Genomic DNA, 15,684 nt, shown 5'->3' with positions numbered 1-15,684 from the left:
CCAATCCGTAACGGAGTCGAGATCTCGCCGGGTGGGATGCATGGCCCGACACCCCATCTGACCTGCGAATCGCAGGAAAATGGCGGAACTGACAGATCAAGCTCATGGCTATCGACGCCCTGTGCCCTGGTCGTTCAGGGGGGAGGGCCATCAAGATGACGTTAAGATCTGGGCCTACCATCCTGAGCGTGTCCAAACTCACCGGCTTGCCCAAGCGCATCCTGATCGGTCGCGCCCTCCAGAACGACAGACTCGGCGAGACGCTGCTCCCCAAGCGGATCGCTCTGCCAGTCTTCGCCTCCGACGCGCTCTCCTCCGTCGCCTACGCCCCGGAGCAGATCTTCCTGGCCCTCTCCGTGGCCGGGATCTCCACCATCCACTACTCGTGGTGGGTCGGTGGGGTGGTGGCGCTGGTGATGCTCGTGGTCGTCGCCTCCTACCGGCAGAACGTCCACGCGTATCCCAGCGGCGGCGGCGACTACGAGGTGGCCACGGTCAACCTCGGGGGCAATGCCGGTCTGACCGTCGCGGCCGCGCTGATGGTCGACTACGTGCTCACCGTCGCCGTGTCCACCACCTCCGGCGTCGCCAACCTGGTCTCGGCCGTGCCCTCGCTGCACGGCCACGAGGTGGCGATCTCGGTGACGCTGGTCGTCCTGCTGATGGGGATGAACCTGCGCGGGGTGCGCGAGTCGGGCACGGCCTTCGCCATCCCCACCTACGGCTTCATGATCGGCATCCTCGGCCTGACCGGCTACGCGGCCATCCGGCACTTCGGCTTCGGCACCAACATGCACGCCGCCAGCTCCGGGTTCCACCTGGTCGCCGAGCCCGGCCACAGCAACCTGGCCGGCCTGGCGATGGTGTTCCTGCTGCTGAAGACCTTCTCCTCGGGCTGCGCCGCCCTCACCGGCGTCGAGGCGATCAGCAACGGCGTCCCGGCCTTCCGCAAGCCCAAGAGCAAGAACGCCGCCACCACGCTGCTGATGATGGCGGTGATGGCGGTCATCATGATGATGGGCATCATCTGGATGGGGAACCTGACCGGCCTGAAGATGGCCGGCAGCAACAGCCAGCTGCTCGGCGCCCCGTCGGGCTACCAGCAGAAGACCGCGCTGGCGCAGATCAGCCAGGCCGTCTTCAGCAACTTCACCCCCGGCTTCTACTTCATCGCCGCGGTCACCGGCCTGATCCTGGTGCTGGCCGCCAACACCGCGTTCAACGGCTTCCCGGTGCTCGGCTCGATCCTCGCCCAGGACCGCTACCTGCCGCGCCAGCTGCACACCCGCGGCGACCGGCTGGCGTTCTCCAACGGCATCATCGCGCTGGCGGCCGTGGCCATCGTCTTCATCATCGGCTACGGGGCCAACCCGGACCGGCTGATCCAGCTGTACATCATCGGCGTCTTCGTCTCCTTCAACATGAGCCAGACCGGCATGATCCGGCACTGGACCCGGCTGCTGAAGACCGAGACCGACCCGGCCGTGCGCCGCCGGATGATGCGCAGCCGGGTGATCAACAGCATCGGCCTGACCTGCACCGCCTGCGTGCTGGTGGTCGTGCTGAGCACCAAGTTCCTGGCCGGCGCCTGGATGTCCTGCCTGCTGATGGTGGTGTTCTTCATCCTGATGAAGGCCATCCGCAAGCACTACGACCGGGTCTCCGCCGAGCTGGCCGCCGCCGAGGAGCGCCCGGACGAGGCGCTGCTGCCTTCGCGGGTGCACTCGGTGGTGCTGGTCTCCAAGCTGCACAAGCCGACCCTGCGGGCGCTGGCGTACGCGCAGCTCAGCCGGTCCGCCAAGACCTCCACGCTGGAGGCGCTGACGGTCAGCGTCGACCAGGGCGACACCGCCGCGCTGCGCGCCGACTGGGAGCGCCGCGGCATCGAGATCCCGCTGAAGGTGCTGGACTCGCCCTACCGCGAGGTCACCCGCCCGGTCGTGGAGTACGTCCGCAACCTGCGCCGGACCAGCCCGCGCGACGTGGTCACGGTCTACATCCCGGAGTACGTCGTCGGCCACTGGTACGAGCACCTGCTGCACAACCAGAGCGCGCTGCGGCTCAAGGGGCGGCTGCTGTTCACCCCTGGCGTGATGGTGACCTCGGTACCCTGGCAGCTGGAGTCCTCCGAGCGGCGGCGCAAGCCGGTCGAGTGGAGCGCCCCCGGGCAGATCCGCCGGGGGAGCCCGAACCGCCTGCAGAACCGGGACGCGCACCGCGCCGGCCGCGGCGTGGGCCAGGACTCCGGCCAGAGCACCAGTCAGAGCACCAGCCAGAGCAGCAAGGACAGCAACGAGTGACGAACCGACGTCCCACCCCCGCCGCGACCGCGACCGCGTCCGCCCCGGCCTCCGCACCCGCCGAGGCGCCCGGAGCGGACTCCCTGGTCGGACAGCGGTACGAGGTGGAGGTGGGGCCGGTCGCCCACGGCGGCCACTGCGTGGCCCGCCACGAGGGCCGGGTGCTGTTCGTGCGGCACGCGCTTCCCGGTGAGCGCGTCGTCGCCGAGGTCACCGACGGCTCGGCCTCCTCGCGCTTCCTGCGCGCGGACGCGGTCGAGGTGCTGACCGCCTCCAAGGACCGGGTCGAGCCGCCGTGCCCGTTCTCCGGCCCGGGCCGCTGCGGCGGCTGCGACTGGCAGCACGCCGCCCCCGGCGCGCAGCGCAAGCTCAAGGTGCAGGTGGTCACCGAGCAGCTGCGGCAGCTGGCCAAGCTGACCCCGGCCGAGGCCGGCTGGGACGGCAGCGTCGAGCCGGTCGGCGGCAAGCTCCCGGCCGGCGTGGTGCCCCGCTGGCGCACCCGGGTGCAGTACGCCGTCGACCCGGCCACCGGCAGGGCCGGGCTGCGCCGCCACCGCTCGCACGAGGTGCAGCCGGTCGACGGCTGCCTGATCGCCGCCGAGGGCGTGGCCGAGCTGGGCGTGGAGTCCCGCTCGTGGGACGGCATGGCGACGGTGGAGGCGGTCGCCGCGAGCGGATCGTCCGACCGTCAGATCATCCTGACGCCGCGGGACGACGCCCGGCTGCCGATCGTGGAACTGGACCGGCCGGTGTCGGTGATGCGGATCGACGGGCACGGCGGGCTGCACCGGGTGCACGGGCGGTCCTTCGTGCGCGAGCGGGCCGCCGGGCGCACCTGGCGGGTCGCCGACGGCGGCTTCTGGCAGATCCACCCGGACGCCCCCGACCTGCTGGTCTCCGCGGTCCTGGAGGGCCTGGACCCGCAGGAGGGCGAGAACGCGCTGGACCTGTACTGCGGCGTCGGCCTGTTCGCCGGGGCGCTGGCCGACCGGCTCGGCGAGCAGGGCGCGGTACTGGGCATCGAGTCGTCCAAGCAGTCCGTCGCCGACGCCCGGCACAACCTGGCCGACCTGATCGGCGACGGCCGGGTGCGGATCGAGTGCGACCGGGTCGAGCGGCTGCTGCCGCGCACCGGCATCACCGAGACCGACCTGGTGGTGCTGGACCCGCCGCGGGCCGGAGCGGGCCGGGACACCGTCCGCCACCTGGCCGGCCTGGGCCCGCGCCGGATCGCCTATGTCGCCTGCGACCCGGCGGCGCTGGCGCGCGACCTGTCGTTCTTCGCGGCGGTCGGCTACCGGCCGGTCAGCCTGCGGGCCTTCGACCTATTCCCGATGACGCACCACGTGGAGTGCGTGGCCGTCCTGGAGCCGGTCGCGGCCCGGTAGCCGCCCGACGACACCCGAGGCCCGGGGGGCGCGCGCTTGCCGCGCTCGCGCCCCCGGGCCTTTTCGATGCGCCCCCAGGGGGGTATCCCCTCCAAGTCCGCCCCCGCCGGGGCCTTGCGTGCTAGCGGAATCGCGCTAGCGTGAAGGTATGACTAAGAAGCAGCTGAACGTCCGGGTGGACGCCACCACTGCCGAGATCGCCCGGTCCAGGGCCGAAGAGGAGGGGATCAGCATGAACCAGTACATCGAGAAGCTGGTCCAGCAGGACATGGGCGAGGTCGGCCGCTCCTTCGTGGACGCCGCCGCCCAGTTCATGAAGGAGTACGAGGCGGCGTTCCTCGCCGAGTTCGGCGAGCACGAGGGGACGGGCGGGCGCCGTTGAACGTCGAGATCGACCTGTCCTGGCTGCTCATGGTCGCCGAGCAGTACACCCCCGGAGACCCCCGGGTCACCGACTACGGCTCCCTGGTCGCGGCCGTGACCCGGCACCAGGCCGAGATCTTCGACGTCCTGGTCTACCCCGAGCCGGAGGACCGGGCGGCGGCGCTCATGCACCAGCTCATCCGGGTGCCCGCGCTGGAGCGCAACAACGAGCTGTTCGCCACCGCCGTCGCCTTCGCCTACCTGGTCTCCGGCGGCGCCAGCGTCGCCACCACCACCCGCGAGATGCGCAGCCTGGCCCGTGGCGTGCAGGACGGCCGCCTCGGCGTGGAGGCCACCGCCGAACGCCTGGCCGGATGGATCGTCGACCAGCTGCCCGACGGCGCTGACGGCAACGGCGGCGACGGCGGCGTCGACGACCTGGGCGGCCCGGACGGTCTGGACGGCTTGGACGGCGGCGAGGACGGGGACGGCTCGGACGAGGACGGCGCCGGGTCGTAGCCTGTCCTCGCGCGGGCGGCCCGGCTTCCTGCGGGCCCCCGAACGACCGGACGACCGAGGATCGGTGCACGTGCTGCAGGACATCGTGGAGTACCTGGCCTGCCCCCACTGCGGGCAGCCCCTGGCGCTCGCCGACGGCGGCGGCCCGCTGCACTGCCCCGCCCGGCACACCTTCGACGTCGCCCGCCAAGGCTACGCCAACCTGCTGCCCGGCGACGCGCACACCGGCACCGGCGACACCGCCGCCATGGTCGCCGCCCGCCAGGAGTTCCTCGGCGCGGGCCACTACGCGCCGATCGCCGCCGCGCTGGCCGGGGCCGTGCCCCGGGACAGCGACTGCGTCGCCGACCTCGGCGCCGGAACCGGCTACTACCTGGCCGCCGTGCTGGAGGCGCTGCCGCAGGCCCGGGGGCTGGCGCTGGACATCTCCAAGTTCGCGCTGCGCCGCGCCGCCCGCTCCCACCCCCGTACCGGCGCCGTGGTCTGCGACGCCTGGCGGCCGCTGCCGCTGCGCGACCGGTCCGTCTCGGCGGTGCTCAACGTGTTCGCTCCGCGCAACGGCCCGGAGATCCGCCGGGTGCTGCGGCCCGGCGGAACCCTGCTCGTGGTCGCGCCGACCCCGCGTCACCTGGGCGAGCTGGTCGGCGAACTGGGGCTGCTCGGGGTGGACGACCGCAAGCAGGAGCGGCTGTCCGCCACCCTCGGCCCGCACCTGGAGTACCAGGGCAGCAGCGAGCACACCTTCCCGATGCTGCTGGACCACCCGGCCGTGCGCACCGTGGTGGACATGGGCCCCAGCGCCTGGCACACCGACCCGGCCGAGCTCGACCGCCGGATCGCCGCGCTGCCGCTGCCCGCCCCGGTCACCGCCTCGGTCACGCTCAGCGCGTTCACTCGTTCGTAGACAGCCGCAGGTCGCACCGGGCACCGGGACACCCGGCGGCAGTAGCGTCCCCGGTGTGATCGATCAACACCTGCCCTGCCCCCCGCCCCGCGCCACCGTCCAGGAGCTGCGGCTGTCCGCCTTCAAGTCCCATACCGGCTCGGCGCTGCCGCTGGGCCCGGTCACCCTGCTGCACGGCGACTCCGGCGCGGGCAAGTCCAACGCCCTGGACGCGCTGGTCGCCCTGTCCGGGCTGGCCGGCGGCGGGGAGCTGGAGGAGGCCCTGTCCGGGGTCCGCGGCGGCCTGCCCGGCTGCGTGCCGCACGGACGCCAGGGCTTCCGGCTCGGCTGCTCGGTCGGCACCCCGCAGGGGACGGTCGGCCTCGACGTCACGGTCCGCACCGACGGCCGCCCCCGGGTGGCCGCCGAACGGCTGGACCTGGACGGGCACCCGCTGCTGCGCACCGGCGAGGAGGACCGGGCCCGCGGCCGGATCAACGCCGCCTGGTTCAGCGGCGGGCGGCAGCGCGACATCCAGGCCCCGCTGTCGGCCTCCTCGCTGCTCACCGCGCAGCTGCCGCTGCGGGTCGCGGGCGCCACGGCGGGCGAGCGGCAGGTGCTCACCGCCGTCGAGCAGCTGCTCACCGCGCTGCGCGAACTCTTCGTCATCGATCCCGTCCCCGGGCTGATGCGCGGCTGGGACCAGGAGCTGGACGACGCCCGGCTGCGCAGCTCCGGGGAGAACCTGTCGGCGGTGATCGCCCGGCTCCAGGGCGAGTGCCGGATCCGCTACGGCAAGCTGGTCCGGGCCGTGCGCGCGGGCAGCCCGCACCCGGTGGTCGGGCTCGGGGTGCTGCGCGAGGCCGCGACCGGTGCCGCCCGGGTGACCGCCGCCCTGGACGAGGGCGGCGGCCGCTGGACCCCGGCGGCGCTGCTGGGCGCCGGGACACTGCGCCGGCTGGCCTTCGCCACCGTGCTGCTGACCGGCCCCGAGGTGCTGCAGATGCGCTCGGCGGCCGAGGTCCCGGACGCCGACCGGCTGCTCACCGTGCTGGCCGAGGACCTCGACCCGGACCTCTACCCGGTGCTGCTGCCGCTCGCGGACGAGGTGGCCGCCCGCGGCCATGTGCGGCTGCTGGCCACCGGCCGCGCACCGGCGGAGCTGCCCGGCGTGCTGGACGTCCACTGCCGCCGCGATCCGGTGACCGGCGGCAGCGACCTGGTTCCCGCCGCCGCGGCGGCGTCCGCGACAATGGCGCCATGAGTGATCACGCTGAGGCCGGGGGCGGCCTGGACGTACCGGAGCTGCAGCAGCGGCTGCGCGCCTTTGCGACGGCACGGGACTGGGGGCCTTTCCACACCCCGAAGAACCTGGCGGCGGCGCTGAGCGTGGAGGCGTCCGAACTGCTGGAGATCTTCCAGTGGCTGACGCCGGAACAGTCCGCGGCCGTGATGAGCGACCCGAAGACGGCCCACCAGGTCGAGGACGAGGTGGCGGACGTGCTCGCCTACCTGCTGCAGTTCTGCTCGGCGCTGGACGTCGATCCGCTGACGGCGCTGGCCGCCAAGATCGAGCGCAATGAGCTGCGCTTCCCGGTCGGCGGCACCCCGCCGCTGGACGGCTCCTGACCGGACCGTCCCTCGTCCGGGTGACGGAGTTGTCCACACCCGGGGTTTCGTCCACAGCTGAGGGCTGACCGCCGCCGGCCGTCGGCGCGGCGCGCCACGCTGGTCCCCTGACGGGACGTCCGTCAGCGGACCAGCGGGGGAGCGGCGCCATGGACGCACAACGACTGATCACATCCACCCGGCACGCCCTCGCCCAGGCGCGGTCGGTGCCCCCGGCGCTGGCCGAGGCATGGCAGGCGTGCGCGGTGGTGGAGGCGGTGGCCTCGCTGGCGGCGGTCCGGCTGGCCCAGCAGGCCGAGCCGAGCCGCTACGGCAGCGGCGTGGTCGAGATCGCCGGGGCCCTGGTCGAGGCGGCCGGGCACGCCGCCGCCTGCGTCGGCCGACCACCGGACGACGGCGGCGGGGCGGCCCGGGCCCGGCGGCTCACCGCGATCCGGGACGTCGAGGGCACCGTCCGCGATCTGCGGACGCTGATCCACGAGACGGCGGAGGCGCTGATCGTGCTCGCCTGCGGGGCCGGTGAGCAGGAGCTGTACTGGCGCTGCATCGACTCCGTCGACGCGGTGTCCGAGTGCCAGGACCTGGCCGCCGACCTGCTGCGGGCGGTCACCGCGGCCCGCCCGCCCGCCGACCCCGGCGCGGACACGGGGGACGCACCTGCGGATGCTGTTGCCGACGCCGCTGCGGACGCCGCTGCCGATCCCGCCGGTACCGGCCTCGGCGGCGGGTCATGACCGCCGCCTCGGCCGGTGCGCCGTCAGTTGTGCGCGTGCAGGGCGGTGTTCAGCCCGCCCCAGGAGCCGGTGCGGGCGATGACCTCGACCGCGCCGCTCTGCGAGTTGCGGCGGAACAGCAGGTCCGGCAGGCCGGACAGGTCCACCGCCTTGACGATCTTGCCGTCCGGCAGGGTCACCCTGGTCCCGGCCGTGACGTACAGCCCGGCCTCCACCACGCAGTCGTTGCCCAGCGAGATGCCGATCCCGGCGTTGGCGCCCAGCAGGCAGCGCTCGCCCACGGAGACGACCTGCTTGCCGCCGCCGGACAGGGTGCCCATGATCGAGGAGCCGCCGCCGATGTCGCTGTTGTCGCCGACCACCACCCCGGCCGAGATCCGGCCCTCCACCATGGAGACGCCCAGCGTCCCGGCGTTGAAGTTGACGAAGCCCTCGTGCATCACGGTCGTCCCGGCCGCCAGGTGCGCGCCCAGGCGCACCCGGTCGGCGTGGGCGACGCGGACCCCGCTGGGGGCGACGTAGTCGGTCATCCGGGGAACTTGTCGATGCCGAAGACGGCCAGCTGGCCGCCCTCGGAGCGGACCGCCAGCCGGGCGGCCTCCACCCGGTCCACCGGGACCGGGCCGATGCTGGTCCAGGCGACGTTGGCGAGCAGGCCGAAGAGGCCGTCCAGGTTCTGGCCGTGCGGCTGCACCAGCCGGTGGCTCAGCAGGTGCAGGCGGAGGTAGGCGTCGTGGGCGTCGGTGGGGGCGTCGTCCAGCGAGGCGATGACGGTGCGCACGGCCACGACCTCGACGCCGCGCCGGGCGTCGGTGCGCAGTGCGCCGGCCACGGCCGGGCCCAGCGCGGCGGCGGCCTCCTCGGCCGAGAGCCGTACGGTCCCGGCCGCGCCGGGGGCTTCGCTCAGCTCGGGGGCGGGGAACCAGGTGTCGAGGACGGTGCCGTCGGCGGCGATGCTGGCCAGACCCGCGGCGACGGCGCCGCGAGCGGTACGGGAGTCAAGGGGTGCGGTCTCGTTGGTCACCCCTGCACGCTAGCCAATCCGGCCCCGGGACGCCGAACCGTACCGACACCCGGACGGTCCCCTCCGCCGCCCGCAAGGTGACCGGATCGGTCCGCATCGAGACCCGATCAAGCCTGCCCGGCCGCTGTCTGCGCAGGCCAGACTGGGTCACATGAGTCGAGCACTGATTGTCATCGATGTCCAGGATTCCTTCCGCGTGCGTCCGGACTGGGAGCACACCAACAACCCGGGGATCACCGACAAGGTCAACCGCCTGGTCCGGCTCGCCCGCGACGCCGGGGACACGGTGGTCTGGGTGCTGCACTCCGAGCCCGGCAGCGGCGACGTCTTCGACCCGGCCCTGGGCCACGTCCGGCTGATGGCCGGGCTGGAGCAGCACGAGGACGACCTGGTCGTCCTGAAGACCAGCCACAACGCCTTCACCACCACCAACCTGCAGCAGGAGCTGACCCTGCGCGGCGTGCGGGAGCTGACCACCTGCGGCATCCGGACCGAGCAGTGCGTCGAGACCACCACCCGGGTCGCCTCGGACCTCGGCTACCAGGTCACCTTCGTCAGCGACGCCACCGGTACCCACCCGATCACCCGCGACGGCGTCACGCTCCCGGCGGAGGAGATCGTGCGCCGCACCGAGTTCGTCCTGGCCGACCGCTTCGCCACCGTCACCACCGTCGACGCACTGGAACAGCGCGCCCGTGAGGAGGCACGATGACAGCACCATGAGCCGCATCCTGTTCCTGCTGCTGCCCGGCGTGCACCTGCTGGACCTCGCCGGGCCCGCACAGGTCTTCTCCACCGCCGCCGACTTCGGCCTCGGCTACACCCTCCAGTACGTCGCCGAGCAGCCGCTGGTCACCAGCGCCCAAGGGCTGCCGCTGCAGGCCGGGACCGACTGGCCGCAGCTGGCCCCGGACGACCTGGTGCTGGTGCCGGGCTGCCGCGCGCCCACCCTGGCGCGCGGCCCGCAGCCCGGGGACTGGGCGGCCCGCCGACTGCGGGACCACCACGACCGGGGCGGCACCGTCGCCAGCGTCTGCGCCGGGGCCGAGACGCTGGGCGCCGCCGGGCTGCTCGACGGCCGCCGCTGCACCACCCACCACGACCTGCAGGAGGAGCTGGCCGCCCGCTACCCCCGAGCCGCGGTCGTCCGCGACGTGCTGTTCACCGTGGACGACCGGGTCGTCACCTCGGCCGGGATCGCCAGCGGCATCGACCTGGCGCTGCACCTGGTCTCGGCCCGCCACGGCCCGGCCGCGGCGGCCCGGGTCGCCCGGGACATGGTCGTCTACGCCCGGCGCAACGGCCACGAGCAGCAGGACAGCGCCATGTTCCGGCACCGCGCCCACCTGGACGACACCGTCCATCGGGCGCAGGACGCCATCGACGCCGGATTCACCGAGCGGCTCCCGCTGTCCGGCCTGGCCGCCTCGCTCGGCGTCAGCGAACGCACCCTGACCCGGCTCTTCGGCCGGGCCACTGGCCTCACCCCGCTGCGCTACCAGCAGACCCTGCGGCTGGAACGCGCCGAACACCTCATCGCCCACGGCTCCACCGTCGAGGCCGCCGCCAGGGCCGTGGGCTTCGAGGATCCCCGGATGCTGCGCCGACTGCGCAGCCGGTCCGGCCCGGCGGTCGGTCAGTAGCGCAGCACGGCCGCGATCTGCCCGGAGTCGGCCAGCTCGCCGTCCGGGACGAAGCGCACCTGCGCCCCGGTGTCCAGGGCCTGCTCGACCACCTCGTCCACCATGTCCTCGCGTGCGCCCTGCTCGCCCGGGTCGGCGTGGACCAGGTGCTCGCCGTCCTCGCGGACGGTCACCTGGTAGTTCTCCTCGACCGCCAGCAGCGCCACCCGCCCGGTGCTCACCTTCTGCCACACCTCGTCGATCCCGGCCGCGAACTCCTTGCGGCTGCGGGCCCGGTCCAGCTCGCCGAGCGCGGCGGCGTCCTCCTTGGCGGACTGGGCCTCGACCGCCGGGCGGACCGTCTGCCACACCGCCTCGGCCGGGCCCTGGGCCAGGCCGCCGTGCGGCACCCGGGCGGCGGCCCCCTTGGCCGCCGTGCCGACGTCGCCCAGCAGCGCCAGCGCGGCCGCCTCGCCCACCACGTACAGCGGGCGGGATTCGGTGCCGAGCACGGTGCCCACGGCGACGTCCACCTCCCGCAGGAACTGCCGGGTCAGCTCGTCGGTGTAGGTGCTGGGCAGGTCGCCGATGCGCTCCTTGCGCTCCGAGTCCGGGTCCTCCAGGCTGCGGGAGAGCGGGAAGGCCCCGTCGGTGTGCTCGGCGACGCGCTCCGGGCCGCCGCTCCACAGGCTCGCGTGGTCGGCGGAGACGACCAGCACCCAGTAGGGCTGGTTGTACGCCTGGGTCGCCACCAAATTGCGGGTCAGGAAGGTCTCCGCGATCACCACCCGGGGCGGCACGCTGCGGCTGAGCGACCACACCTGGTTCTCGCCGGGCGCCACCAGGATGGCCAGCCCCTCGTCCGCGTGCACCAGGTCGACCTCGGCCAACGCCTTGTCCAGCTGCGCGGAGACGTCGAGCCGGTCGGCCCGGGAGACGTCCGGGTCGGCGTGCACCCGCTCCTTGGCCTCCGCCACCAGGTTGCGCAGCCGTACCGGGTCCTGGGCGTTGTCCGGCTCGCGCCGGTGCGTCGGCATCAGGATCGACACGGCGGGGTAGCGGCGAGGACGACGCAGCTCGGCGAGGGTGGCGGGAGTGAGAGCGCGGTACATGGAGACCCTTTCCGGAGGGGGTGTGCCTTCCTTGGCCTGTTCCCGGCGAGACCCGAGATAAATCGGTTATATCCGACAAATGCCAGTGGCAGCACCCGGAGCGAGGTTCCTGCATAAAAATGTCAATCGACGTATAGACTTGCCGGGTCAATCGACCGTCCCGTCATCCAGGAGCCCGGCATGGCCTTCAATCTGCGGCATCGGCACTTCCTCAAGGAGCTGGACTTCACCCCCCAGGAGTTCCGCTTCCTGCTCGACCTGTCGGCGCAGTTGAAGGCGGCCAAGTACGCCGGTACCGAGCAGCCCCGGCTGCGCGGCCGGAACATCGCGCTCATCTTCGAGAAGGGCTCCACCCGCACCCGCTGCGCCTTCGAGGTCGCGGCGGCGGACCAGGGCGCGCACACCACCTATCTGGACCCCAGCGGCTCGCACCTGGGCAGCAAGGAGTCGGTGAAGGACAGCGCCCGGGTCCTCGGCCGGATGTTCGACGGCATCCAGTACCGGGGCTTCGGGCAGGAGGTGGTCGAGGAGCTGGCCGCGCACGCGGGCGTGCCGGTGTGGAACGGGCTGACCGACGAGTGGCACCCCACCCAGATGCTGGCCGACGTCCTCACCATCGAGGAGCACAGCACCAAGCCGACGGCCGAGGTCGCCCTGGCCTACCTCGGCGACGCCCGCAACAACATGGGCCACTCGCTGCTGGTCACCGGCGCGCTGCTGGGCATGGACATCCGCGTGGTCGCCCCCCGGCGGCTGTGGCCGGCGGCGGAGGTCCAGGCGCAGGCGCAGGCGCTGGCCGCCCGCACCGGCGCCCGGATCACCGTCACCGAGGACGTCCCGGCCGGAGTGCGCGGCGCGGACTTCCTCTACACCGACGTCTGGGTGTCCATGGGCGAGCCCAAGGAGGTCTGGGACGAGCGGATCGAGCTGCTGACGCCGTACCAGGTCTCCATGGACACCGTCCGGGCCACCGGCAATCCGGCGGTGAAGTTCCTGCACTGCCTGCCGGCCTTCCACGACCTGGGCACCGAGGTGGCCCGGCAGCTGCACGCCACCACCGGCCTGACCGAGCTGGAGGTCACCGACGAGCTGTTCGAGTCCCCGCACTCGATCGTCTTCGACCAGGCCGAGAACCGGCTGCACACGATCAAGGCGGTCATGGTCGCCACCCTCGGCGACTGACGGCCGCCGACCCCCGTGCCCGCGTCGCTCCCGGAGACGGGATGCACTATGGTTATCTCGACGTCAAGATATCCTCGGCACGATCGCGTGGATAGGCGCGTAGAGGGCCGCTCGCACCTTCTGCAGACCGCGCGTCCAGAGCCTGTGCGCATTGAGAAACATTAGGGAGACAGTCGTGTCCGCCAACAGCTTCGACGCCCGCAGCTCGCTGCAGGTGGGCGACGAGTCGTACGAGATCTTCACGCTGGACAAGGTCGAGGGCTCCGAGCGCCTTCCCTACAGCCTGAAGGTGCTTCTGGAGAACCTGCTCCGCACGGAGGACGGCGCGAACATCACCGCCGACCACATCCGCGCGCTCGGCAACTGGGACGCCACCGCGCAGCCCAGCCAGGAGATCCAGTTCACCCCCGCGCGCGTGATCATGCAGGACTTCACCGGCGTCCCGTGCGTGGTCGACCTCGCCACCATGCGCGAGGCCGTCAAGGAGCTGGGCGGCGACCCGGCGAAGATCAACCCGCTGGCCCCGGCCGAGCTGGTCATCGACCACTCCGTCATCGCCGACAAGTTCGGCACCAAGGACTCGTTCACCCAGAACGTCGAGATCGAGTACGGCCGCAACCGCGAGCGCTACCAGTTCCTGCGCTGGGGCCAGACCGCGTTCGACGAGTTCAAGGTCGTCCCGCCGGGCACCGGCATCGTCCACCAGGTCAACATCGAGCACCTGGCCCGCACGGTCATGGTGCGCGGCGGCCAGGCGTACCCGGACACCTGCGTCGGCACCGACTCGCACACCACCATGGTCAACGGCCTGGGCGTGCTGGGCTGGGGCGTCGGCGGCATCGAGGCCGAGGCCGCGATGCTGGGCCAGCCGGTCTCCATGCTGATCCCGCGCGTGGTCGGCTTCAAGCTGAACGGCGCGCTCCCGGCCGGCGCCACCGCCACCGACCTGGTGCTCACCATCACCGAGATGCTGCGCAAGCACGGCGTCGTCGGCAAGTTCGTGGAGTTCTACGGCGAGGGCGTCACCTCGGTGCCGCTGGCCAACCGCGCCACCATCGGCAACATGTCGCCGGAGTTCGGCTCCACCTGCGCGATCTTCCCGATCGACGCCGAGACCATCAACTACCTGAAGCTGACCGGCCGCAGCGAGCAGCAGCTGGCGCTGGTCGAGGCGTACGCCAAGGCCCAGGGCCTGTGGCACGACCCGTCGGCCGAGCCGGTCTACTCCGAGTACATCGAGCTGGACCTGGCCACGGTCGTCCCCTCGATCGCCGGCCCCAAGCGCCCGCAGGACCGGGTCGTCCTGGCCGAGGCGGCCGAGCGCTTCCGCCACGCCGTGCGCGACTACATCGCGGAGGACGACGAGTCGGGCAAGGAGTCCTTCCCGGCCTCCGACGCCCCGGCGGTCAGCAACGGCATCCACAAGCCGACCCTGGTCACCGCCCCGGACGGCTCGACCTACGAGATCGACAACGGCGCGGTCGTGATCGCCTCGATCACCTCCTGCACCAACACCTCCAACCCGTCGGTGATGCTGGGCGCGGCGCTGCTCGCCAAGAAGGCCGTGGAGCGCGGCCTGCGCGCCAAGCCGTGGGTCAAGACCACCCTGGCCCCCGGGTCCAAGGTCGTCATGGACTACTACGAGAAGGCCGGCCTCATCCCCTACATGGAGAAGCTGGGCTTCAACCTGGTCGGCTACGGCTGCGTGACCTGCATCGGCAACTCCGGCCCGCTGCCGGACGAGGTCTCCGCCGCCGTCAACGAGCACGACCTCGCGGCCGTCTCGGTGCTCTCCGGCAACCGCAACTTCGAGGGCCGGATCAACCCCGACGTCAAGATGAACTACCTGGCCTCGCCGCCGCTGGTGGTCGCCTACGCCATCGCGGGCAACATGAACGTCGACATCACCCGGGACGCGCTGGGCACCGACGCCGACGGCAAGCCGGTCTACCTGGCCGACATCTGGCCGACGGAGCAGGAGATCGCCGAGGTCGTGGCCTCCTCCATCGACCAGGACATGTTCACCAAGGACTACGCGGACGTCTTCGCGGGCGACCAGCGCTGGCAGTCGCTGCCGATCCCCACCGGCGACACCTTCGAGTGGGACGCCGAGTCCACCTACGTCCGCAAGCCCCCGTACTTCGAGGGCATGGCGCACGAGCCGAGCCCGGTCACCGACATCACCGGCGCCCGGGTGCTGGCCAAGCTGGGCGACTCGGTCACCACCGACCACATCTCCCCGGCCGGCAACATCAAGGCGGGCACCCCCGCCGCGCAGTACCTCACCGAGCACGGGGTGGAGAAGCGCGACTTCAACTCCTACGGCTCGCGCCGCGGCAACCACGAGGTGATGATCCGCGGCACCTTCGCCAACATCCGCCTGCGCAACCAGATCGCCCCGGGCACGGAGGGCGGCTACACCCGCGACTTCACCCAGGACGGCGCGCCGGTCGCCTTCATCTACGACGCCGCGCAGAACTACCAGGCCGCCGGCGTCCCGCTGGTGATCCTGGCCGGCAAGGAGTACGGCTCGGGCTCGTCCCGCGACTGGGCCGCCAAGGGCACCGCGCTGCTGGGCGTCAAGGCCGTCGTCGCCGAGTCGTACGAGCGCATCCACCGCTCGAACCTGATCGGCATGGGCGTGCTGCCGCTGCAGTTCCCCGAGGGCGCCAGCGCCGACTCGCTCGGCCTGACCGGTGAGGAGACCTTCTCCGTCACCGGCGTGACCGCGCTGAACGACGGCGGCATCCCGGCGACGGTGAAGGTGAAGGCCGGCGACGTCGAGTTCGACGCCAAGGTCCGCATCGACACCCCCGGTGAGGCCGACTACTACCGCAACGGCGGCATCCTGCAGTACGTGCTGCGCTCGCTGATCGCCAAGTAGTCGTATCCGCAGAGCAGTTCGGGGCTCCTTCCGCGCTGCGGGAG

12 protein-coding genes and 2 pseudogenes are annotated in these 15,684 nt (G+C 72.4%); 12 read left to right on the top strand and 2 right to left on the bottom strand.

What is annotated here, in order from left to right:
• Positions 1–188 precede the first annotated feature (188 nt).
• The 8 genes and pseudogenes from GXW83_RS26215 (at position 189) to GXW83_RS26180 (ending at position 7,816) form a co-directional block, all read left to right on the top strand.
• Positions 189–2,300 carry an APC family permease gene (locus GXW83_RS26215; RefSeq protein ID WP_182445535.1) on the top strand — a complete coding sequence of 704 codons (2,112 nt, stop codon included), beginning with the start codon at positions 189–191 and terminating at the stop codon, positions 2,298–2,300.
• 83 nt (positions 2,301–2,383) lie between these two features.
• Positions 2,384–3,688, top strand: coding sequence for a class I SAM-dependent RNA methyltransferase (locus tag GXW83_RS26210; RefSeq protein WP_225447552.1), 1,305 nt, complete (start codon positions 2,384–2,386; stop codon positions 3,686–3,688).
• 148 nt (positions 3,689–3,836) lie between these two features.
• Positions 3,837–4,070: a toxin-antitoxin system HicB family antitoxin gene (locus tag GXW83_RS26205; protein ID WP_182445533.1), complete on the top strand. Its 234-nt coding sequence runs from the start codon at positions 3,837–3,839 to the stop codon at positions 4,068–4,070.
• A pseudogene (locus GXW83_RS26200) lies at positions 4,067–4,429 on the top strand (fic family toxin-antitoxin system, toxin component); the annotation flags it as partial. The gene GXW83_RS26205 and the pseudogene GXW83_RS26200, both read left to right, overlap by 4 nt.
• A gap of 211 nt (positions 4,430–4,640) precedes the next feature.
• Positions 4,641–5,474 carry a putative RNA methyltransferase gene (locus GXW83_RS26195; protein WP_182445532.1) on the top strand — a complete coding sequence of 278 codons (834 nt, stop codon included), beginning with the start codon at positions 4,641–4,643 and terminating at the stop codon, positions 5,472–5,474.
• A 55-nt stretch (positions 5,475–5,529) separates the two neighbouring features.
• Positions 5,530–6,717, top strand: a complete 1,188-nt coding sequence (locus tag GXW83_RS26190) for an AAA family ATPase (protein ID WP_182445531.1) — start codon at positions 5,530–5,532, stop codon at positions 6,715–6,717.
• Entirely contained in the window at positions 6,714–7,082 is a 369-nt protein-coding gene (locus GXW83_RS26185) for a nucleotide pyrophosphohydrolase (protein ID WP_182445530.1), read from the top strand. Before GXW83_RS26190 ends, GXW83_RS26185 begins: the two co-directional genes overlap by 4 nt.
• A gap of 149 nt (positions 7,083–7,231) precedes the next feature.
• Positions 7,232–7,816 (top strand): DUF6099 family protein, encoded by a 585-nt coding sequence (locus GXW83_RS26180; RefSeq protein ID WP_182445529.1) that lies wholly within the window; start codon positions 7,232–7,234, stop codon positions 7,814–7,816.
• 23 nt (positions 7,817–7,839) lie between these two features.
• Here the strand turns inward: GXW83_RS26180 and dapD are convergent.
• Positions 7,840–8,840 (bottom strand): annotated as a pseudogene (gene dapD, locus GXW83_RS26175) (2,3,4,5-tetrahydropyridine-2,6-dicarboxylate N-succinyltransferase).
• Between the two features lie 151 nt (positions 8,841–8,991).
• Here dapD and GXW83_RS26170 point away from each other — a divergent pair.
• Together GXW83_RS26170 and GXW83_RS26165 are read left to right on the top strand one after the other, a co-directional pair.
• Positions 8,992–9,552, top strand: coding sequence for an isochorismatase family protein (locus tag GXW83_RS26170; RefSeq protein WP_182445528.1), 561 nt, complete (start codon positions 8,992–8,994; stop codon positions 9,550–9,552).
• 7 nt (positions 9,553–9,559) lie between these two features.
• Positions 9,560–10,483, top strand: a complete 924-nt coding sequence (locus GXW83_RS26165; RefSeq protein WP_182445527.1) for a GlxA family transcriptional regulator — start codon at positions 9,560–9,562, stop codon at positions 10,481–10,483.
• On the opposite strand, the gene GXW83_RS26160 is transcribed toward GXW83_RS26165, so the two are convergent.
• The gene (locus GXW83_RS26160) at positions 10,477–11,574 is read right to left on the bottom strand and encodes a chemotaxis protein (protein WP_182445526.1); all 1,098 of its coding nucleotides are present in this window, start codon (positions 11,572–11,574) and stop codon (positions 10,477–10,479) included. The two genes, GXW83_RS26165 and GXW83_RS26160, sit on opposite strands and share 7 nt — an antisense overlap.
• Positions 11,575–11,754: 180 nt before the next feature.
• Between GXW83_RS26160 and argF the strand changes: the two genes are divergently transcribed.
• On the top strand, positions 11,755–12,756 hold the full coding sequence (gene argF, locus GXW83_RS26155) for an ornithine carbamoyltransferase (RefSeq protein WP_182445525.1): 1,002 nt from the start codon (positions 11,755–11,757) through the stop codon (positions 12,754–12,756).
• Positions 12,757–12,931: 175 nt separating this feature from the next.
• Positions 12,932–15,640 carry an aconitate hydratase AcnA gene (acnA, locus tag GXW83_RS26150; protein ID WP_182445524.1) on the top strand — a complete coding sequence of 903 codons (2,709 nt, stop codon included), beginning with the start codon at positions 12,932–12,934 and terminating at the stop codon, positions 15,638–15,640.
• The last annotated feature ends 44 nt before the right edge of the window (positions 15,641–15,684 follow it).

The organism is Streptacidiphilus sp. PB12-B1b, assembly GCF_014084125.1.
Taxonomy (GTDB): Bacteria; Actinomycetota; Actinomycetes; order Streptomycetales; family Streptomycetaceae; genus Streptacidiphilus.
The sequence above is the reverse complement of the archived record's forward strand: the minus strand, read 5'-3'. Positions and strand labels throughout refer to the sequence as shown.